The following is a 20,269-nucleotide window of genomic DNA, read 5'->3' on the forward strand; positions in this document are numbered from 1 at the left end:
CGCGCTGCTGTCAGATCGCGTCCAGCGCCTCCAGGGCGGCAGCGGCGATCCGCTCGTCCTGTTCGGGATTGCCGCCCGATATGCCGACCGCCCCGGCCACCGCACCATCCTTGGCCCGAACCGGCTGCCCGCCGGCCATCGGCAGATAGTCGGTGAGAGCAAGCAATGCCGGGTCCGCGGCCACGCGATCCGCCAGGACGCGACTGGGCGCTCGCAGCAGCGCCGCGGTGCGCGCCTTGCGGAGCGCGACGTCGCCGGTCAGCATCCCGGCGCCATCCATGCGATGCAGCGCAAGAGCATGGCCGGCGGCATCGGCCACCGCCACGCTAACCGCCAGCCCTTCGCGCGCAGCGGCGGCCAGCCCGGCATCGATCATCGCCCTGGCGTCGGCTCCGTCGATAAATGGCTTGAATTGCATCAGTGTAAAACCTTTCTTGTTGCTAGCCGCGTTGGATGAGCGCACCGCTCCCCGAGATTCCGGAGCGGCGGATACCGATGCCAGAAGGGGGAGAGAGTTTCTTGCCGAGTGAAACTGGGGACGTCGTAGCCGTCGATCGCGGCCAGGCCGTGCCGCTGTATCATCAGATATTCCTGCAATTGCGCGAGGAAATCACCAGCGGTGAACGCGCGTTCGGCTCCCGCATGCCGACCGAGCAGGAGCTCTCCGCCCAGTTCGGCGTATCTCGCATCACCGCGCGCCGCGCGCTGGACGAACTCGCCGAAAACCATCTTGTCGCACGCAAGCGGCGTGTCGGGACGACGGTAGTGTTTCGTTCGCCGGCCAAGCCGATCCAGGGCAATATCGAGCAAGCGCTCGATTCGCTGCTGACCTTTGGTCGGGCGACCAAGGTGAAGCTGCTGGAGGTCGAGACGGTACCGGCGCGGGCGCCGATCGACGAGGCGCTGGAAATTCCCGGCAACAGCGATGTGTTGCGCGTGGTGCGCGTCCGCTGGCTGGAGGATCAGCCGGTGGGGTATTTCATCAGCTATATTCCCGTCGCCTTGGGGGCGGGAATGACTCGCGCGAAGCTCAAGTCGACGCCGATGCTCGCCCTGCTTGAAGAGGCCGGAGTGCATATAGGATCGGCGCGGCAGACGATTTCCGCGACGCTGGCGGACGCGGCCCTGTCCGCGGTGTTGCAGGTGGATATTGGATCGCCGATCCTGCGCGTGAGCCGAACGGTGCTCGATACCAAGGGCGCGCCCGTCCAGCACATATTGGCTCAATATCGGTCCGACCGGTACCAGATCCGTCTCGATCTCAATTCTCCCAGTTCGGCGGCGCAGCTTCTATAACGCAGCCTCTATTTGACATATAGATATAACAAAATAGCCGTTGTATCCAGTCGCTCCAACTGACACAGATGGGGCGCGGGCATGAGCGACTGGACCACCTTCACTGATCCAGAACTGATCCGCATCGTGGCGACGACCGCTTCGGTGCCTGACCTGGACGCGGCGGAAGCCGCCTATACAGGCTTTCTAGACTATCGCGTGGTTGAGCGAGGAGGGGTCGCTCCGTCGCTCGCCGATCATTGGGGTGTTCCCGGCACCGCCGGCGCGCGCTGCCTCACGCTTCGCGCGGCCGGCGAGGCCGACACCTTCGTCCGGCTGATCGAGGCGCCGGCCATTCCGGGATACCGCCCGCTCACGACATTCGGCTGGAACGCCTTCGAGATCATCGTCGATGACGTGCATGCGTTGGCCGACCGGCTCGCGGACTCGCCGTTCGAGATCATTGGACCGCCCAAGCCACTTGCGTTCATGCCGTCGATCGTCGCCATGCAGGTGATCGGTCCGGGCGGCGAGTGCCTGTACTTCACGATGGAAAGCGGCGATCGAGAAACCTCGATCCTGCCGCCGCCGACGGGGTTCGTCGGACGGACCTTCATCGTAGTGTGCGCCGGACCGAATTTCACGTCGATGCTGCGCTGGTATGTCGACCGCTTCGCTTTGCGCGAACGGCCGGTGCGGCAAAGCAAGGTCGACATCATCCAGCGAGCGCAGGGGCTTTCCCGTGACCACGCCATCGAGCTGAGCGCGATCGGCATGCGCCAACGCGGAAATCTGCTGGAACTTGACGGCTATTCCCATGGGCCGGGAAGGGTTGCCACCGACCGGCCGGCGCACCCCGGCATGCTGCCGCCTGGCAACGCGATGGTCAGCTTGGAAGTGAGTGACCTGGCCCTTGTCGCCGACCTCGCCGGGGCAATGCCGGTACTTCGCGAGGAAGCGGTTTATCGTGAACGTCGTTCCTGCACGGTCAGGGGGCCGGCGGGAGAATTGCTAGAACTGATCGAGTCTCGTTAATTGTACTAACAGTATGTCATATTACTTGCGATCGAGGGCGGCTCGTGGTTTCTTCGCGCCATTGGCCCTCGATAGGAGTCGACGATGAACGTTCGCGACGTGCAGCACGCCATGCTGCCGGAAACCAGCACGGAAGAGCGGAGCCGGCAGGAAGCCGTTGTCGCGCTCAGGAAGCTGCTCAACGCCCGGGTGCGTCCCCGCAACATCGATATGTTCGAGAGCGAGGCCCGTCCTGCCTTTCTCGCAACGCAAGGCCGCGTGCCGCAATCTCCCGACGAGGTGCGTCAGGCGTTCCTCATGTCCCCCGCCTATCGCCGGTGGAGCGCCGCCAACCGTGCGGCGCAGGAAATGATCTGGGTGTCGGTGGGCGAGCCCATCTATCGCGATCTAGACCGGATGCGCGGCGCGGCGCGGTCGCTGATCGAGGCCGAGGATCGCAAGGGTAGCCTGTCGTTGAACCCGGACTACGATCCTTCGCCCGAAGTCGCCGCGGTCGACATCCACTTGCAGCCGGGCGGCTATGCCATGGACCGGGACCCCGGCGATGTGATCGCGGGCGCGCTATATGAATGTGGCGGCAACGTGTTTTCCTTCGGCCAGGGCATTGGCCGAGGCGACAGCAAGGCCGGTGTCGTCATCCGTCTGCTCGACGAGCATTTCGGCGGCTTCCGGCCAGCGCGCATCCTCGACATCGGCTGTTCGGCAGGGGCCGCCTCGGCCGCTTACGCCGAGCATTATTCCGAGGCCGAGGTTCACGCGATCGACATCGGCGCCGGAATGTTGCGCTATGCCCATGCGCGCGCAGAATCGCTCGGCGTCGCGGTTCATTTCCACCAGATGGACGCAACGGCGATGACTTTCGCCGACGAAAGCTTCGATCTGGTCGTGTCGCACAACGTCATGCACGAGATCGGGCAGGAAAAGCGTCGCGCGATGATGCGCGAGGCGTGGCGGCTGGTCCGGCCTGGCGGCATCGTGATCCATCAGGATGTCGCGATCCGCGATCAGCCGACCTTGGTCCATCAGGTCGAGCGCGATTGGGACACCCATTTCAACGGCGAGGTGCATTGGAATACCTATGCTACTGCCGATCTTCGCAGCGACATGATCGCCGCCGGCTTCGCCGAGACCGAGGTGAAGGAGCACGACCTCGCCGCGCTGCAGGGCTTTGCCGGTAACCGCTGGTATGCGATCAGCGCGAGGAAACCGGCATGATGGCGACCAGCACCGAGGCGCTGATTGCCCTGATTACCTCGGCGCGCGGGGAGCGGCCTCAATCCATGGCCAGCACGGAAGCCGAGGAGGTTCTCACCGTCGCGCTGGCGCTTCTGGTTGAACTGTCGGTGTCAAACGACCGGATAGATCGGCTGGAGCGTATGGTCGCCGACCTCAGAGGCGAACCGGTCGCGGCTTTGCGCGACGTCCGCTACGACGGGGACGCCGCGCGGGAGCGGCGGGAGGCGACGGAAGCATTGCTGGTCCGGGCGATGCGCATCTTCCTCGATCCGCGCGTGCAGGCAACGACCCCGTCAGTGGTGATCTGATTTCGCGCAACCGTCGCAACGACTGCGACGGGCGTCAGGGCTCGGCCGGTTCGTGCGGCCGAGCCCTTTTGCTATTCCGCCTGCGGGCGCCAGGCGTCGATCAACTCGCCTGCGGTGGCGAACCAAGTCGCGTCATCGCCGGCCAGACGCGCGAGCAGCCCTTCGAATGCATCCATGCGATAGGGCAGCCCCGTGATATAGGGCGTCAGCGTGAAAGGCAGGACGCGGCCCGCACCATATCGCGCTGATTCCACCTTCAGCCAGTCGAGCGCGTCCCCGACCTGCTGCGCGACGCTGTCCATCGATTGCTGCTGGACCGCGATCATTTGACGGTCCGACAATTCGTGGTTGAACGGCACGCTGACGATGGTCCCTGCCTCGGTTGTCGCGATATAGGGCAGATCGTCGTTCACCCAGTCGCACATATAGTCGAAGCCTGCCTCGACCAGCAGACGCGGCGTGTTGAAGCTTTGCGAGCGGGCGATCGATTGCCAGCCGCGCGGTACTGTGCCGATCGCTTTGGTCAGCTTGTCGCGCGCTTCGGTGATGATCGAACGTTCCTCATCCTCCGGCAGGCTGCCGTCGATGGTCGCATTCATGTCGGTGGCGTGCGCGATGATCTCATGGCCGCCCGACACTATGTCGGCGACGATGGACGGATAGCGGTCCGCGATGGCCGAGTTGACCGCGACCGTGGCCTTCACGCCCGCGTTCGCGAAGGCGTCTAGCAGCCGATAGAAGCCAACCCGCGTGCCATATTCGCGTGCGGTGTAGTGCCGATAGTCGGGATAGGGCGTGACCATGTGGCCCGGCGCCCGGAAGGGCTTGTCGTTGGGTAGAATCGGGAACCATTCGAGGTTGACGAGAAGGGTGACCGCGACCGCCTTGCCGCCCGGCCAGGCGATCGGCTTGCGAGCCGGCATCGGCGAGGGAGCATACAGGCCGTGGTCCATGCCCTCGCGGCGTTGGGAATATTCCAGGTAAGCCGGATCGAGCGTCATGCCGCTGCTCCCCCGCTGTACCGCGCGGCATCGGCCGCTACCGCATCGTAATAGCCAGATGAAAGGAAATGGTCGGCGATGTCGCCCGACCGGGTGATCCACGCGCGGCCGTCAGCAGCGATGTGGCGCAAGACCTCCACAAAGGGGCCGATCCGGTGCGGCTGGCCGATCAGGTAGGAGTGGAGCGGAATGCACATGACGGTACCGCCTGGGCCGTCCGCCGCCTCGCCCTCGGCCGCCAGGCGTTCGTACTGGCGGATCAGCGTGTCCGCGTATTCACGCGGACTCATGTTGTAGACGAAGAATCCATAATGGTCGTTCACCTCGATGCTATAGGGCATCGACACCAGGTTGCCCTGCTTCACATGGACCGGTGCCGGCTGGTCGTCGTGATAGAGATCGCAAGTATAGGTCATGCCATATTCGGCGATCAGGTCGAGCGTGCGCGGCGTGTGCGTCAGTGCCGGCGCCAGCCAGCCCTTGATCGTCTGCCCGGTGGCGTCGCGTACCGTGCGGATCGAATCCTCGATGATCGCGCGCTCCTGCGCCTCGTCCATGCCGTAGCTGTAGCGGGTGTTGTAGATACCGTGGCTGAAGAATTCCCAGCCCAGGGCGTTCGCATCGGCAACCACGTCCGGGTGATGCTGGCAAAGCGCGACCGACAGCGACACCGACCCCTTGAAGCCATGTTTTTCCATTACCTCGGCCATGCGCCAATGGCCGATGCGGTTGGCATAGTCGCGATGGCCGTAGCCGACCACATCGGGATGAGGTTTGGGCCAGCTCTTGCGCTGCGGATTGGCGGGCGGGTCGATCTCGTAGAATTCGAGATTGGGGGATACCCAGACCGCGACCTTGCCGCCGCCCGGCCATTCCAGTTTCGTCCGGTCGCGATAGGGCCGGAAGTCGTAGAGGCCGGGATTCTTCTCGCCCTCGCGCATCAGCGTTCCCCCAGCCAGTCGATCACCGCCTGCGCCGGCACGACATCGGCATATTTGAGCTGAAGGTCGGTGAGGTTGGCGAAGTGATAGCTTTCGTGCTTGTCGGCACAGGTCTCGATCGGGACGATGGTTCGATAGCCGCGGCTGAGGCTTTCGACCGCGGTGGCCCGTATGCAGCCCGAGGTCGAGCCGCCCGTCACCACCACGGTGTCGACCTTGTGCCAGACCAACAGGCTTTGCAGCGGCGTTTCGAAAAAGGCGGAGGGCATTCGCTTCGTGTAGATCGCATCCCTGTCGTGATCGATCTCACACCGGTCGTCGAAGGCATGACGGCGTGAGCCGTATTTGATGTTCTGCAGCGAATCGGGCGTGTCGGTGCGCGTGCCCCAGACCCCGGCGTCGCTCGCATCCTTCATATAGGCGACGTGTGTCCAGATGACCGGCATCCCGCGTTCGCGGGCCATGTGCGATAGGGTGTTAACATATTCGATCTGGCGCGGGTCGGTTTCGTACGCGGTCTTGAATTCGTCGATGCGGGTATAGGCGTTCTGGAAATCGACGTTCACGATCGCGAGCTTTTCGCCGAACCCGAACCGCGCGCGCGCGGGATTGGCCATCACCTCCTCGAAGATTTGCCGGGCAGTCTTGTCCTCCCGGATCATCCTGGTGCCGATCGTCATTCCGCAGCCTCCTTGGTACGCACGCGTTGTTCGGGGACGAAGCCGAGCGGAAGCCCGGCATCGGGCGTGAAGCCGTAGAGCGGCTCGCCGGGCAGCGCCTCCGCGACGATCTTGCGAACTTCGAGCAGCTTTCCGAGATCGATGCCGGTTCGGAGGCCCATCGCCTGGAGCATGAAAACCAGATCCTCGGTGACGATATTGCCGCTGGCGCCCGGTGCAAAGGGGCAGCCGCCGATCCCACCGAGCGAGGCGTCGACCGTATCCAGGCCCATGTCGAGCGCGGCGAGCACGTTGGCGAGCCCAAGCCCGCGGGTATTGTGCAGGTGAATGCCGGTCAGCGCCTTGTCGCCCACGACGCCGCGTACCGCGCGGATCATGGATTTGACCGCGGCGGGGTCGGCGTAACCCGAGGTGTCCGAGAGGCCCACCTCGTCGCAGCCAGCCGCCATCAGCTGCTCGGCAAGTCCCAGAATCTGGTCGAGCGGGATAGCTCCCTCCAGCGTGCAGCCAAATACGGTGGACAGGCTGCCCTCGAAATGCGGGCGCCGGTCCTTCGGCAGTCCGGCGATCAACGCTGCGATGGCGCGCGCTTGCTCGATCACCTGAACATGCGTGCGGCGCAGATTGGCGAGGCTGTGCGTTTCCGATACCGACAGCGGCAGGGTGATTTTGTCAGCGCCCGCCGCGACGGCCGCCTGCGCCCCACGCAGGTTGGGTACCAGAACGGCCACGGCAAGTCCGGGAATTGACTTGGCAAATGCGACGATTTCCGCAGTATCGGCGAGTTGAGGAAGGAGACCGGCGGGCACGAAGCTGCCTACCTCGATCTCGCGGACGCCCGCCGCCGCTTCGGCCGCTATCCATGCTTTCTTGGCGGCGGTCGGCATGGTCCGGACGATGCTTTGCAGGCCGTCGCGCGGCCCTACTTCGCTGACCAGAATATCGGATGTCATCAAACCTCCGCTTGCTTTATTGTCCTATTTCTATATCAAATGGGAGTGGGCTGTCGAGACGCTGCGACGTAAAAGAGAAACAGGGATGATGGAATCGCTGCCGCTTGCCGGTCTGAAGGTCGTTGAGTTCACGCATATGGTGATGGGGCCATCGATCGGCCTGATCCTAGGCGATCTCGGCGCGGATGTCGTCAAGGTGGAGCCTGAGGGCGGCGATCATACGCGCCGGCTGCTGGGATCGGGCGCTGGCTATTTCCCGATGTTCAATCGCAACAAGCGGAGCGTCACGCTCAATCTAAAGACCGACGCCGGAAAAGCGATGGCGCGCGATCTGATCGACGACGCCGATGTGGTGATCGAGAATTTCCGGCCGGGCGCGCTGGCGAAGCTGGGTCTCGGGCCGGAGGTGTTCAGGGATAGCAATCCGCGCCTGATCTACTGCACGGCAAAGGGTTTCCTGACCGGGCCTTATGAGGAACGCACCGCGCTGGACGAGGTGGCTCAGATGATGGGCGGATTGGCCTATATGACCGGACCGCCGGGCCGTCCGCTGCGCGCGGGGGCATCGGTGATCGACATCGCCGGCGGCATGTTCGGCGTGATCGGTATCCTCGCCGCGCTGGAACGGCGGCATCGCACGGGCGAGGGCGGCGAGGTCAAATGTTCGCTGTTCGAGACCGCCGCCTTCTTCGTCGGGCAGCACATGGCGCAGATGGCAGTGACCGGAACACCGCCGTCGCCGATGCCAACGCGAATTTCGGCCTGGGCGGTGTATGACGTGTTCGAAACGGCCGATCCCGACGAGCAATTGTTCATCGGCGTCGTTAGCGATCCGCAGTGGAAGGCGTTTTGCGGCGAGTTCGGGCTGACCGAGTTCGCGGCCGACCCGGGCCTTGCCGCCAACAACGACCGCGTGCTGCAGCGCGACCGCGTGCTGCCACCGTTGCGCGCGATGTTTGCTGCGATGCCCCGCACGGCGATCATCGCGAGGCTGGAGGCGATCGGCCTGCCGTTCGCGCCGATCATGCGACCCCAGGATCTGTTCGAGGACGAACATCTGCTGTCCGGCGACGGATTGGTCGAGGTGACGCTGGAAAATGGCGACAAGACCATGCTGCCGGCACTGCCGATCGAGTTCGACGGCGAAAAACCAGCGCTGCGCCGCGACCTGCCGCTACCCGGACAGCACGACGCCGAGATATTGGGACAGGGCGCGGACACTTGAGCCGGACGATCTTCGACAAGATCTGGGACGCGCATAGTATTGCTCAAGCGCCGGGCGGACAGGATCTTATCCTGATCGACCGTATCCTGTTGCATGAGCGGACCGGCGGCGTGGCATTGCGCGGGCTGCAGGAGCGGGGCCTGCCCGTTCTCGCCCCCGATCAGGCGTTCGCGGTGATGGATCATATCATCGACACGTTTCCCGGCCGCACCGATCGCACGTTGATGCCGACCGGCACCGATTTCATCCGCGCGACGCGTGAGGCGGCGAACGAAGCGGGGATCCGGCTATTCGACTTGAATGATTCGCAGCAGGGTATCGTGCACGTCATGTCGCCCGAACTCGGCATCGTGCTGCCGGGCGCCACACTGATCTGTCCGGACAGCCATACCTGTTCGCAGGGCGCGTTGGGCGCGCTGGCTTGGGGGATCGGATCGACCGACGCCGAGCATGCGCTGGCGACCTCCACGTTGCGCGTGCGCCGTCCGCCGCGCATGCTGGTTCGGATCGACGGCGAATTGTCGCCGGGCGTCACCGCGAAGGATCTGGCACTCGCCCTGCTCGGGCGGTTCGGGGTCGGCGGGGGGGCGGGCCATGTCGTCGAATATGCCGGCAGCGCGATCCGCGCGCTGGATGTCGAGGGTCGGCTGACGCTTTGCAACATGGCGACCGAATTTGCCGCGTTCACGGCGATCATCGCACCGGACGAAAAGGTGTTCTCGTTCTTGAAAGGGCGGCGGTTCGCTCCGGTCGGCGAGCAATGGGATTCGGCGGTCGAATACTGGCGGACGTTGGCCAGCGACGATGATGCCGCGTTCGACGTAGAGCGATCGTTCGACGCATCGGCCGTGGCGCCGATGGTCACCTGGGGCACCAGCCCGCAACAGGTGGTGCCGATCGATGGCGCGGTGCCGGCGGTGGAGGATACAGCGGGGCAGGGGATGCGCGACGCGCAGGACCGGGCGCTTGCCTATATGGGACTGGAGCCGGGCCGGGTCCTGACCGATCTTCCGATCGACGCCGCATTCATCGGGTCGTGCACGAACAGCCGGATCACCGACCTGCGTCGTGCTGCCGCGCTACTGAACGGGCGGCGCGTGGCGGCCGGAGTCAAGGCGATCTGCGTTCCCGGATCGACCCAGGTAAAGGCGCAGGCCGAGGCCGAGGGGTTACACGAAATTTTCCAAGCGGCGGGCTTCGAATGGCGCGAGTCGGGCTGTTCGATGTGCTTCTACGCCGGGGGCGAGAGCTTCGGCCCGCAGCAGCGCGTCATTTCGTCCACCAATCGCAATTTCGAAAGCCGGCAAGGGCCAAAAACGCGCACGCACCTCGCATCGCCGGAAACTGTGGCGGCTTCGGCGATTGCCGGCCGGATCGCCGATCCCCGGAAGATAGCCGGATGACGCCGTTCACGAAGGTCACCGCGATCGCTGCGCCCTTGCTACGCGACAATATCGATACCGACGCGATCATCCCCTCGCGCGAGATGCGCAGCGCGTCGAAAAAGGGGCTTGCCGACGGTTTGTTTGCAGGCTGGCGCTATACTGCGATCGGGTCACGCGAACCGCAACCGGACTTCGTGCTCAACCGCGCGCGCTATGCCGGCGCACAGATCTTGGTCGGCGGCGCCAATTTCGGCTGCGGGTCCAGCCGCGAGCATGCCGTCTGGGCGATGGCCGAATACGGGTTCCGCGCGGTGGTCGCGCCGTCGTTCAATCCGATATTCAAGGGTAACTGCATCGCCAACGGCATGGTGCCCGTGATGCTCGACCATGCGGCGGTGGATACGATCGCGACGGCGCTGGAGCAGGCGGCTGAGCCGCTCCTGACCGTCGATTTGGAAATGCAGCGCGTCGCGCTTACCCAGGGGCTATCATGGCCTTTCGCTATCGATGGCGAGGCGCGCGAGGCACTGCTGGCGGGCCGCGATCCGATTGGCCAGACACTCCAGCTGGCGGAACGGATCAGGCGTTTCCGCGAGCAGGACGTGACCGTCCGTCCTTGGATTTACCGGACGGTGGCTACTTCACCGGCGGAATAGCGACCACATCGTAGACCGGGGTTCTGCTGGATGTAGGGCATCCGCCGGTACTCAGGGCGGGGGTCGGCAGGATGGGCGGCGAGGTGTTAGGCATATCTATACCGCGTTGCTTCCCGACTTTCGGCGAAACAAATTCTTGAGCCGGATCTGTGTCGCAGCGACAAAGGCAACGAGCCCGGGCGGGGGAGGGCGCTTGCCCGCAAACATCGGATGTGGCGCTCCCCATTGTACGTTCAGCAACGCGCTCATCGGTTGCTTCTGAGGAGGGTCTGCGGCGGCGAAAAGGTCGCCGTCGGTCCAATGCTCCAGCTCGTTACCGAACGGGTCTTGCCAATAGTCGAATACCTGGCTGCCCATGATGTGCCTGCCGACGCCCCAGGCTTGTTCGCGCTTCTTCGACTTTAGATATTGGTGTCCCAGCATCAGGTCGTCGAAGTTGGCCACTTCGAACGCCGCGTGCAGAAGGCCCAGTTCCCCAGGCAGTTGGGCAAGAAACAAGGTGTGGTGGTCCGCCGGCTTGTCACCCCGATCGCAACGCATGAAAGCGCCGAGAGGGACGCCCGCCGCTGCTTCCACTTCGTCCGAGGTCAGGAAGCCGAACCTGTCCTTGTACCAGCGTTCCGAGGTGCGAAAATCACGCACTTTGAGGACCGCGTGCCCAATCCGGAGCACGTGAGCAGGTGCGGCTTGCAGCCGTACCGCCGACCGGAAGCGGGGCTTCGATGTGGCAGTGTTGCGCGGCAGATCGGGCAACACCTCCGCCGGCGCTTCGCGTTGCTGACCTGCGACAACTTCGACCAGATACCCATCGGGATCGGTCAATCGCAAGACTTTGCCACCGCCCGGCTCGTCCAGGTCTGAGACGCTCAAGCCTTCAGCGGCAGCAAGAGTTTCCAAATCCGCCACGCTCTCCGCACGCAATCCGACGGCAAGAAACCTCGCATCGCCGTACTCGGTCACGTGAACGAATGGCCGGCCGTCCGCGCTCTGACCATACAAGCGGCCGCCAACCTCACTCACGCGAAGCCCGAAGTCGACCAGGAACGACCGCATGACCGCCAAGTCCGGCGCAGCGAAGCGTACGTGCGCAATGTCCTCGATCTTGATCACCGGCATCGCAGATCTCGAACCCTAGTTGACTATTTGGTCATATATGTTTGCGTTGACCAGTTAGTCAAGTATGGTGGTGATATGCTTGATCAACCCCTTATTTCGCCACGCGCTACGCGGACCCGTTCCGCGCTCGTCACGGCAGGATTCGATTTGCTTGCGACAAAGCCGATCGATGCCATCGCCATCGATGAACTGGTAGCTGCAGCTGGCGTTGGGAAAGGAAGCTTCTTCAATCACTTTGCCGACAAGCAGGCATTTGCAAGCGCACTGGCGACCGAAGTTCGGCTTGAGCTCGAGCAGCATGTGGATCGCGCGAACAATGGTCTAACGGATCCGGTCGAGCGAATTGCCGGGGGGCTGCTGACCTGCGCCAACTTTGCCATCGAGAAGCCCAAACGGGCCGCCGTGCTCCTACGCAGCGTTGCAAATGTAACTGACCCCAAGCACCCGCTGAACAAGGGCCTTGCCGACGATTTTTACGAAGCGGTGCGGTTGGGTCTGGTCCGGCCGGAGGCCAGGGAGAGCGGTGTGCTGTATTGGTTGGGACTCTGCCAGACTGTCATAGCATATCTGCTCGAGTGGACCGGCGACTCGTCACAGGCCGAAGCGCGCATTGCCGACCTCTTGTTATTCGGTCTGGCAGGTATCGGTGTCGACCATCGGCGCGCCGAAGAGCTATCTACACGACCACACAACGTAGTGAGGGCCAAGCAGTAGAATGTTAAATGAGCGCACCTGTTTGCCGCTGATTGGATAACCAATCAAAGCGGGCTTGGGATCATCGCTCAAAATCATGCCGTTCGCTAGGACACGTCAATTGCGACATGCCCGGCCAACCTTTGCATCGTCGGCCGGGCATACGATCAATCAGAATTTGAATTTCGCCGAAACGCCGACTTCTCGTGGTCGACCCACATTCCATCGCGCCGCGCCGACGCTGCTGAAGCGGATCCCGCCGATGAAGTATTTCTTGTCCAACAGGTTCGTGCCGAACAGCCCGATCGAGAATTTTCCTGAAGCATCGGTGAAGTCGATCCGTCCGCCTAGCAACCCATACGCCGGCAGCATCAGCGCGTCTGCGTCCGCAGCAATGCTGCGCTGATCGTCCTGGAAGCTGTAGTTAATCGTTGAAACGATTTTCGCGCCGGAATCCAGCCTAAGGGTGTGAGCTCCGCCAAGAGAGAATGTGATCGGCGGCGCACGCTGGAAATCGCTGTTCAGCGTAATGCCATCCGCGCGACCAATGTCGGTGTAATGAAGATTGAGATAGGCGAATGTCCCAAAGATTCGGACGGCCTCGGAGACTGACGCGGACCATTCGAGCTCGAACCCGTAGCTTCGCGCCGTACCCGCGTTGCTGAGAACCTTTACTAGCGTTCCGGTATTGTCAGGCTGCAGGGCCTGGATCTGAATTTTGTTCCAGTTGGTGTAGAAGATCGTCGGGTTGATCGTGATCCTGCGATTGAGGAACTGCATGCGCGCGCCGGCTTCGTAGGTGATCGCCGTTTCCGGCTCGAACGCCGTGAGAGGCGGGTTCTGCGTCGCCATGTAGGGATTGTATCCGCCCGCGCGGAACCCGGTCGCGACATTCACATAGGTCATGATGTCGGACGTCCAATCGTATTGCAGACCGGCACGATACGTGTTGCTCTTGAACACATCCGACCCCGATGCGACCGCGGCGCCGGTTGCGACGCTCTTGATCCTGATGTCGCGATGGTCTTCGCTATAGCGGTAGCCTCCAAGCAGCTTGAGCTTGTCCGTCAGCGCGAAGTTCGCATCGATATAGGCCGCATAGGACTTCAGGAATCGAAAGCCGAGCGTCGTCGTGACGACCGGGACGCCGGCCGTGGTGTTCGCCCGCCCGGGAAGCGAATCCGGATCGCGTTGATTGATGTAGAATAGCCCGCTTACGAAGTTGAGGCGGTCATCGAACAGCTTGCCGTTAAGCTGCAATTCCTGGGTGAAAGCCTTGGTCTTGGTGATGGTGATACCGCCGCCGAACACGGGCAGGGGGGTGCTGTCCTGATCGTTGCTCGCGCGATTGTATACGTCTTGCCAGCTTGTCAGTGACTTGAGCGTGAAGTTATTGGTCAGGTCCCAAGTGACAGTCGCCTGAGCGCTTTTGTAGGTGGTATTGCTGAATTCGCGGTTCAACGTTCCATACTGACAATAGAAGCAGCTGGATCGATATGTTTCGTTGTAGAGTGGCAGGCCCCGCGGCGTCGCGAACAGATTATAGCGCCACGCAGCGGTCGCCGCGGCCCCAGCCGCAGGCGCCACAGGCGTGAACGGACCGGGATTGTTATACGCGATCCCGTCATTGTTATCTTCGCTGTATTGGCCCGCCAGATCGATGCGTAGCCGCGACGTGGGTTCGATCGCGAGTTGGAGTCTCACGAGGTCGGCGTTCGTGCCGCCGACGTCCTTTCCGCCGCTCTGCACCTTCACGTATCCGCCATGCTGGAGATGGCCGCCCGACACGTTGAGGGCGGCGAAATCCCCAATCGGAACGTTCAGAGCGCCGGTCAGGTCATAGCGATCGTAGGTTCCGATCGTCCCCTTGATGCTTCCCGACCACTTACCCAGCTCGGCGCGCCGCGTCGTATACCGGATGGCGCCGCCGATAGTGTTGCGACCGAATAGGGTTCCCTGAGGCCCTCTGAGAACCTCGACCCGGTCGAGGTCTACGGTCTCGAAAACGGAGCCCGAGATCGAGGGATAATAGAAATCGTCGATATAGATGCCGACCGCGGCTTCCGAGCCGTTGGTGGCGGCTTGCTGGCCCATACCGCGCAGGAAGAAGGTTGCATTGCCGCTATTGCTCGCGGCCACGGGACTAACCTGGAGGCTCGGCACTACGGTCATTAGGTCGCGCGTGTCGGAAATGTTGAATTGGTCGAGCGCTTCGTTCGACAGCGCGGTCACCGCAACCGGTGCGTCCTGCAGTCGCTGGGACCGGCGCTGCGCCGTCACGACGATGTCCGCGCCAGCGGCGTCCTGAGCGTTAGCGGTATCGTTGGCTGCCGGAGCAGCGGGAGCGGTTTGCGCCAGCGCCGGAGTGACGACGATTCCTGCCGCAAGCGCCGTAACCGATGCAGCAATCATCGAACGTCGGCCGACAGAAATGCGCATAACCCTCTCCCTTTTTGACTCCGACGTGCCATTGAGCGGCGACGTTCGCAGATTGTTGATCTGACTATTCGGTCATTTATATCGGAACGTCAAGCTCTATGAAATACTGCTTCTTAAGATAGTTCGGCACATTTTATGACCAAGGCGTCAATTCTATCGCCCGAGAATGGGACGTCTGACGCAGCGAGCGTGCCTTAGAAAAGCGCATCTTCTGCACTGGCGACCGGAAACGCCACGCAATGGTCGCCTTTGGTCAAATGCGATTGTCAGCCTACCAATCGGCGGCCGTCAGCCAGTTATCCAGGCGTGAGTAATTAAAGGCTCATGCTTCCGCGCAATTCGATTGACCAGGCTCACCAGATTCATGAAATGGTCTTTCGAGCGAGGGTGTTGAGGATGGTTACGCCGTCAAGACGTCTGCGCCTGTAAAGCTGGCCAGGTGATCAAGGCTCACGCCGGGGGCTAGTCGCAACAGGCGGAAGGCGCTGCCAGTGGGTTCGAGTACCGCCAAGTCGGTGTAGACGCGCTTGACGATGTTGCGGCCGGTCGCCGGAAGCCTGACGGTCTTGAGCAGCTTGGGATTGCCGGCCCGCGTTGTGTGCAATGTAATCACGCGAACGCTCTTCGCGCCAGCCGCCAGATCCATTGCGCCGCCGACTGCAGGGACGCCGTCTCCACCAGTGGTCCAATTCGCTAGATCACCGTTGCAGGCTACTTCGAAGGCGCCAAGGATACATATATCGACATGTCCGCCACGGATCATCGAGAAGCTGTCGGCATGGTGGAAGAAGGCGCCACCGGGAAGAAGCGTCACTGGCTTCTTGCCGGCGTTGATCAGTTCCATATCTTCATCGGCGGCGGATGGCTGCGGACCCATGCCAAGAATGCCGTTTTCGCTATGAAGCACCACCTCGCGGTCGGTGGGGATGAAATTCGCCACACGTTCAGGCTGCCCGATCCCGAGATTAACGAACGCACCCTCCGGGATGTCGCTCGCGGCGATCGCCGCAATCTCGTCGGCGGTCCAGCTCATGCTGCTTTGTCCAGCACATGGTCGCGTTCACTGACCGGTGTCGGCACCAGCACCACGCGGTTGACGAAGATTGACGGCGTGACGATTTGCTCCGGGTTGATCGCCCCCAGGTCGACAGAGCGTCTTACTTGGGCGATCGTGGTCTTGGCGGCCATCGCCATCACCGGACCAAAGTTGCGCGCCGCCTTTCGGTAGATCAGGTTTCCCCACCGATCCGCGACTTCGGCCTTGATAAGTGCGACATCGCCCCTGATCGCATGTTCCAGCACGTGATCTCGACCATCGAACTCGCGGACTTCCTTACCGTTCGCCAAATCGGTACCGGCTGCGGTGGGCGTGAAAAAGGCAGGAATTCCCGCGCCGCCGGCCCTGAGGCGTTCGGCTAGTGTGCCTTGAGGCACAAGCTCAAGCTGGATGCGCCCCGCCCTGTAGAGATCGTCGAACACATGGCCATGCGCGCTGCGGGGAAACGAACAGATCAACTTTCGGACCCGGCCTTTCAGGATCAGCCTGGCTAAACCGATCTCCCCGTTCCCCGCATTATTGTTGACGACGACGAGATCCCGCGCGCCCTGTTCGATAAGCGCATGAACGAGTTCGGTGGGATTTCCGGCTTCGCCAAAACCTCCGATAAGAACGGTATCGCCGTCTTGGACTGCCGACACCGCTGACAGTGCATCTTCCGTCAATTTATTGATCATGGGATTTCTCCGTCACGCAGCCGATTGCACGGCAGGGACCGGAGAGACGACCTCTGCGCGCCAGTGGTCCAGGAGATCACCAGGCGCTCCCGTGCCGAAAATGTAGCGATCGGGGCGGACCAACACCGCTTCGACCGAATTGGTTTCCAGCCAGCGCCGTAGTTCATCCTGAAAAGGAGCTATTCTCGGATCGGTTGAGGCGATGTGCAGGACATCTGGTTCGTCTCCCCCTGTTGCATCGATCAGCCAGGCGTCCCCGGACAACGCATCATCGAGCCTCTGGTCGCCATTCACGAACTGAGGCAAAATGGTGCCTGATAAGGCATTATCAGCCATGAACGCGCCGCCCGTTTTGCCTGGCGCGCCGGCCCGAGCCGGGGCGGGGGCCGAACCGGATTTGAGCGCGGCGATCATTTCCGCATCGCGCTGCGCCGCGCGTTGCTCGTCGAGCGTGCACACCACGCGTCCCATCTCGATCGCGAGTTCTATATAGTCGCGTACGCTTCGCTCACGTTCCGCCTGATACGTGTCGAGCAGGCGTGGCGCGGCGCGCCCAGCGAGGACGGCAGCCAGTTTCCAAGCCAGGTTGGCGGCGTCGCGAATACCTGAGCACATTCCCTGCCCGGCAAAGGGCGGCATCTGGTGCGCAGCATCGCCCGCGATAATGACGCGTTCGCTTCGCCAGTCCTCTGCAATCAGACCGTGAAACCGATAGACGGCACGCCGTTCCATGGTGACGTCGACATTCCATTGCCGAAGCAGATCTTCGACGAAGCCCGGTTGCATCACCGTATCGGCGTCTTCGCCCGGCAATAGCATGAATTCCCAGCGATGCCGGCCTGGTCCCATCAGCACGCATGTCGTCGGGCGTGCCGGATCGCATATCTGTAGATTGGCGGTGGGGAGCTGCTTCGGGTCCGACGGGATCGTATCGACCACGAGCCAGGGCTCATCGAACTGATAGTCTTCCAGCGTGGTGCCCAAGGCTTCACGCACCGGACTCCAGGCACCGTCGCACCCCACGACGTATCTCGCTTCGTAAAGTTGAGATCCGCCGTCACCGTCTCCAGTCGATACTTCGACCTCCACGTGCTCTGCAAATGTGCGAAGACCAACGAAGCTGGCGCCAAGCGCGACTGAGACATTGGCCATGTTTGCCAGCTTGGCTCGCAAGGCTAGTTCGACGCCGGGCTGGTTGAACATGTAGGAATATGCCCAGCCGGAAATCCCGCGCTCGTCGCCGCGCCGAGCGAGCATGAGTAGTTCGCCCTTCGCATTGCGGAACTCGTAACGGCCGGCGGGCCGGGCGTGCCGGAGTACCTCGTCCGCTATGCCCAACCGCTGGAATATGCGCATGATCTCATGGTCGAAATGCGCAGCTCTGGGCAACGGGTAAACCTCTGTTGATCGCTCGACCACCGCGACGGAGAGGCCATATTCCGCCAGCAGGCCGGCTAATACCGCCCCGACTGGTCCAAGGCCGACGATCAAAACGTCGTAGCGCTGCTTCATCCTCTATGAGCCTCTCCCCGTTATTTCTCTATAATGACTAATCGGTCAGATTTGTAAATGCCTCATGTTCATCGGCTCTGACTTAACGGTTTAGGGCGCGCATTAATATGACTATCTGGTCAATAGAGATTATAGAGCTTGGCCCTGCGACTTGTGGTGCTAGCGCCTTCTACGCCGATGGTGCAGCTAGGACAGATGACGATGCTTTCTCGATCGACACCACCCTCGTCCCGTACCGCGAAGACGCGATCTGCGCTGCTGTCCGCAGGGCGGAAGTTATTCGCGGCGCGACCGATCGATGCAGTGGCGGTCGACGACATTGTGAGCGAAGCTCTCGTCGCCAAAGGCACTTTCTACAATCACTTCGAAGATAAAGAGGCGCTGCTGTATGCGATCGTCTCCGAAATTCGTTCGGGCATCGAGGGGCGGGTAACAGCGGTAAACGCTGGCATCGAGGACCCCCCCGCCCGCATCGCCCGGGCGATCTGCGTCTATGTGGTTAGCGCGTCCGACGACCCTGCCGAGGGCCAGATTCTGCTACGTAACGACCTGCGAAGCTCGAGCAGTATGCCGCTCAATGACGGACTGGAGGCAGATCTCGCTGCTGGCCTTCATAGCGGCCGGCTGGTCATTCCCTCGATCGACGCCGGGCTTCTCTACGTTATCGGCGTCGCGCACAGCCTTTTGCTTGCGGCAGTGAGGTATCGAGATCTTAGCAGGGCGATGATCGCCGCTCAGCAACTGTGCATGCTGATGCTGCGCTCATTCGGTTTGTCGAACCATGAGGCGGAGATGATTGCGTCGCAAGCTGCAGACAGCATTATCCGGCGCCGCGCCTTCGAAGACGGCTCGTCGTCTGGCTGATCATTCAGTCGATCGTGCATCCGCAAGACTTTGCGAATGGAGGAAAGAGCCTCGCCGCGTTGCCATGCAAAATCGCACGGCGGTCTTCCGAGGGGAAAGGAAGAGTCGGGAAGGCTTGGACAGCTAGTCTTACTGAAGGTGCGGGAGAGAAGGGATAATCAGTCCCGAACAAGATCTGCGATGCCGGCACCATGGTACGCAACGCCTCGACCTGCGCGGGCGTCGTGACCGACGCCAAGTCGTAGTGCCAAGACCTTAGACGGTCGAGCGACTCTTGTACGGGACGTGAGCGATCGCCGGTCACGGGGCTTGCGCCAACGCGGGCGATGCGCGGCGCCAGAAAGGGCATCGTCCCACCGCCGTGCGAGAAGATGAATTTTATGCCTTCGTACCGGCGTGAGGCGCTCGAATAGAGTAAACTGATCATCGAGCGCGTCGTATCGAAGGGAAATTCGATCATCGGTGCCGGAAGCGCCAATCCGAATTTCTCGAAACAGCACGGCGATGTGGGATGGACAAAAACAGTCGCTTGGCGTTCGTCGAGGGCGGCAAGCACGGGCGCCAGTGCTGGGTCCCCAAGATAGAGGCCCGCGGCATTGGTCGGCAAAGCGACGCCATCGAGGGCCAGATCGTCCAGTGCGCGACCGATCTCGTCAAGGCTGGCGGCGACATCCGGGACCGGGAGCATGGCGAGGGCGCCAAATCGCGTCGGATATCGCGACTTCAGCTCGGCGGCGTAATCGTTGACCTTTCGGCAAAGTGAAGCGGCATCAGCGCCCGCGACGGTGGTCGCGAATGGCGACGAGACCGACAGCATCGCGGCCGTCAGGCCGACCTCGTCCATGAGATCGAGCGCTTGTTGCGCAGACCACTCCGGTATCGGCATTCCACCGTCCAGCAAGCGGAACCCGTTCGACCTTAGCGCATCGCGGTAGGCGCGCGGCAGGAAATGAGCGTGAACGTCAATCGCTTTTTCGGGCAGCATCGCGCGTCCTCGTCTGCGTGGCGTGGCTCGATCCGCCCGGCATATGACTAGGTGGTCAAATATGGTCGCTCGTGTTGGCAGGTGGGAATGGCGTCGGCAAGCAATTAGCACACTTCGTTCTCACACCAGTCTAAGATTCTTGTTGCATAATATGCAGCCCTACTCATAAAATGACCATATAGTCATAAACGGAGAGGGCTGTGCGAATAATCGACGTCGCCCACGTACGCT

General features: G+C 62.1%; 20 protein-coding genes. 9 read left to right on the forward strand and 11 right to left on the reverse strand.

The features are described from left to right. Positions 1–10: 10 nt before the first annotated feature. Positions 11–418 (reverse strand): heme-binding protein, encoded by a 408-nt coding sequence (locus J0J06_RS02490; protein ID WP_294039772.1) that lies wholly within the window; start codon positions 416–418, stop codon positions 11–13. Between the two features lie 35 nt (positions 419–453). On the opposite strand from J0J06_RS02490, the gene J0J06_RS02495 reads away from it, so the two are divergent. The 4 genes from J0J06_RS02495 (at position 454) to J0J06_RS02510 (ending at position 3,854) form a co-directional block, all read left to right on the forward strand. Beyond that, complete coding sequence (locus tag J0J06_RS02495; protein ID WP_294039773.1) at positions 454–1,296, forward strand: GntR family transcriptional regulator; 843 nt, start codon at positions 454–456, stop codon at positions 1,294–1,296. 81 nt (positions 1,297–1,377) lie between these two features. Further along, a complete protein-coding gene (locus tag J0J06_RS02500) occupies positions 1,378–2,310 on the forward strand; it encodes a hypothetical protein (RefSeq protein WP_294039774.1) in 933 nt (310 codons plus the stop codon). 84 nt (positions 2,311–2,394) lie between these two features. Further along, positions 2,395–3,525, forward strand: a complete 1,131-nt coding sequence (locus J0J06_RS02505) for a class I SAM-dependent methyltransferase (RefSeq protein ID WP_294039775.1) — start codon at positions 2,395–2,397, stop codon at positions 3,523–3,525. Beyond that, entirely contained in the window at positions 3,522–3,854 is a 333-nt protein-coding gene (locus J0J06_RS02510) for a hypothetical protein (protein WP_294039776.1), read from the forward strand. Before J0J06_RS02505 ends, J0J06_RS02510 begins: the two co-directional genes overlap by 4 nt. A 71-nt stretch (positions 3,855–3,925) precedes the next feature. On the opposite strand, the gene J0J06_RS02515 is transcribed toward J0J06_RS02510, so the two are convergent. The 4 genes from J0J06_RS02515 to J0J06_RS02530 are packed head-to-tail and all read right to left on the reverse strand — an operon-like array spanning position 3,926 to position 7,429. Continuing rightward, positions 3,926–4,855: a polysaccharide deacetylase family protein gene (locus tag J0J06_RS02515; protein WP_294039777.1), complete on the reverse strand. Its 930-nt coding sequence runs from the start codon at positions 4,853–4,855 to the stop codon at positions 3,926–3,928. Continuing rightward, positions 4,852–5,796: a polysaccharide deacetylase family protein gene (locus J0J06_RS02520; protein WP_294039778.1), complete on the reverse strand. Its 945-nt coding sequence runs from the start codon at positions 5,794–5,796 to the stop codon at positions 4,852–4,854. Before J0J06_RS02520 ends, J0J06_RS02515 begins: the two co-directional genes overlap by 4 nt. After that, entirely contained in the window at positions 5,796–6,476 is a 681-nt protein-coding gene (locus tag J0J06_RS02525; RefSeq protein ID WP_294039779.1) for an isochorismatase family protein, read from the reverse strand. Before J0J06_RS02525 ends, J0J06_RS02520 begins: the two co-directional genes overlap by 1 nt. Further along, complete coding sequence (locus J0J06_RS02530) at positions 6,473–7,429, reverse strand: hydroxymethylglutaryl-CoA lyase (RefSeq protein ID WP_294039780.1); 957 nt, start codon at positions 7,427–7,429, stop codon at positions 6,473–6,475. The genes J0J06_RS02525 and J0J06_RS02530 overlap by 4 nt, the downstream gene beginning before the upstream one ends. 85 nt (positions 7,430–7,514) lie before the next feature. Between J0J06_RS02530 and J0J06_RS02535 the strand changes: the two genes are divergently transcribed. From J0J06_RS02535 to leuD, 3 genes are read left to right on the forward strand one after another with little or no spacing between them, the layout of a single operon-like run. Then, positions 7,515–8,654, forward strand: a complete 1,140-nt coding sequence (locus tag J0J06_RS02535) for a CoA transferase (protein WP_366931189.1) — start codon at positions 7,515–7,517, stop codon at positions 8,652–8,654. Beyond that, positions 8,651–10,057 carry a 3-isopropylmalate dehydratase large subunit gene (locus tag J0J06_RS02540; RefSeq protein WP_294039781.1) on the forward strand — a complete coding sequence of 469 codons (1,407 nt, stop codon included), beginning with the start codon at positions 8,651–8,653 and terminating at the stop codon, positions 10,055–10,057. Before J0J06_RS02535 ends, J0J06_RS02540 begins: the two co-directional genes overlap by 4 nt. Then, positions 10,054–10,695: a 3-isopropylmalate dehydratase small subunit gene (leuD, locus tag J0J06_RS02545; protein WP_294039782.1), complete on the forward strand. Its 642-nt coding sequence runs from the start codon at positions 10,054–10,056 to the stop codon at positions 10,693–10,695. Before J0J06_RS02540 ends, leuD begins: the two co-directional genes overlap by 4 nt. Positions 10,696–10,791: 96 nt before the next feature. On the opposite strand, the gene J0J06_RS02550 is transcribed toward leuD, so the two are convergent. Beyond that, a complete protein-coding gene (locus J0J06_RS02550) occupies positions 10,792–11,811 on the reverse strand; it encodes a VOC family protein (RefSeq protein WP_294039783.1) in 1,020 nt (339 codons plus the stop codon). 75 nt (positions 11,812–11,886) lie between these two features. Between J0J06_RS02550 and J0J06_RS02555 the strand changes: the two genes are divergently transcribed. Further along, on the forward strand, positions 11,887–12,525 hold the full coding sequence (locus J0J06_RS02555; protein ID WP_294039784.1) for a TetR/AcrR family transcriptional regulator: 639 nt from the start codon (positions 11,887–11,889) through the stop codon (positions 12,523–12,525). Between the two features lie 150 nt (positions 12,526–12,675). Here the strand turns inward: J0J06_RS02555 and J0J06_RS02560 are convergent, their stop codons facing one another. The 4 genes from J0J06_RS02560 to J0J06_RS02575 all read right to left on the reverse strand — a co-directional run bounded on the left by J0J06_RS02560 (position 12,676) and on the right by J0J06_RS02575 (position 18,189). After that, the gene (locus J0J06_RS02560) at positions 12,676–14,943 is read right to left on the reverse strand and encodes a TonB-dependent receptor (protein ID WP_294039785.1); all 2,268 of its coding nucleotides are present in this window, start codon (positions 14,941–14,943) and stop codon (positions 12,676–12,678) included. Between the two features lie 400 nt (positions 14,944–15,343). Continuing rightward, on the reverse strand, positions 15,344–15,976 hold the full coding sequence (locus tag J0J06_RS02565; RefSeq protein ID WP_294039786.1) for a 3-oxoacid CoA-transferase subunit B: 633 nt from the start codon (positions 15,974–15,976) through the stop codon (positions 15,344–15,346). After that, positions 15,973–16,677 (reverse strand): 3-oxoacid CoA-transferase subunit A, encoded by a 705-nt coding sequence (locus tag J0J06_RS02570; protein WP_294039787.1) that lies wholly within the window; start codon positions 16,675–16,677, stop codon positions 15,973–15,975. The genes J0J06_RS02565 and J0J06_RS02570 overlap by 4 nt, the downstream gene beginning before the upstream one ends. A gap of 12 nt (positions 16,678–16,689) precedes the next feature. Next, positions 16,690–18,189, reverse strand: a complete 1,500-nt coding sequence (locus J0J06_RS02575; protein WP_294039788.1) for a bifunctional 3-(3-hydroxy-phenyl)propionate/3-hydroxycinnamic acid hydroxylase — start codon at positions 18,187–18,189, stop codon at positions 16,690–16,692. Between the two features lie 201 nt (positions 18,190–18,390). Here J0J06_RS02575 and J0J06_RS02580 point away from each other — a divergent pair, with 201 nt between their 5' ends. Continuing rightward, the gene (locus J0J06_RS02580; protein WP_294040812.1) at positions 18,391–19,053 is read left to right on the forward strand and encodes a TetR/AcrR family transcriptional regulator; all 663 of its coding nucleotides are present in this window, start codon (positions 18,391–18,393) and stop codon (positions 19,051–19,053) included. A 4-nt stretch (positions 19,054–19,057) separates the two neighbouring features. Here the strand turns inward: J0J06_RS02580 and J0J06_RS02585 are convergent, their stop codons facing one another. Beyond that, positions 19,058–20,038 (reverse strand): amidohydrolase family protein, encoded by a 981-nt coding sequence (locus J0J06_RS02585; RefSeq protein WP_294039789.1) that lies wholly within the window; start codon positions 20,036–20,038, stop codon positions 19,058–19,060. Between the last annotated feature and the right edge of the window lie 231 nt (positions 20,039–20,269).

The organism is Sphingomonas sp. (assembly GCF_017304615.1).
Lineage (GTDB): Bacteria > Pseudomonadota > Alphaproteobacteria > Sphingomonadales > Sphingomonadaceae > Sphingomonas.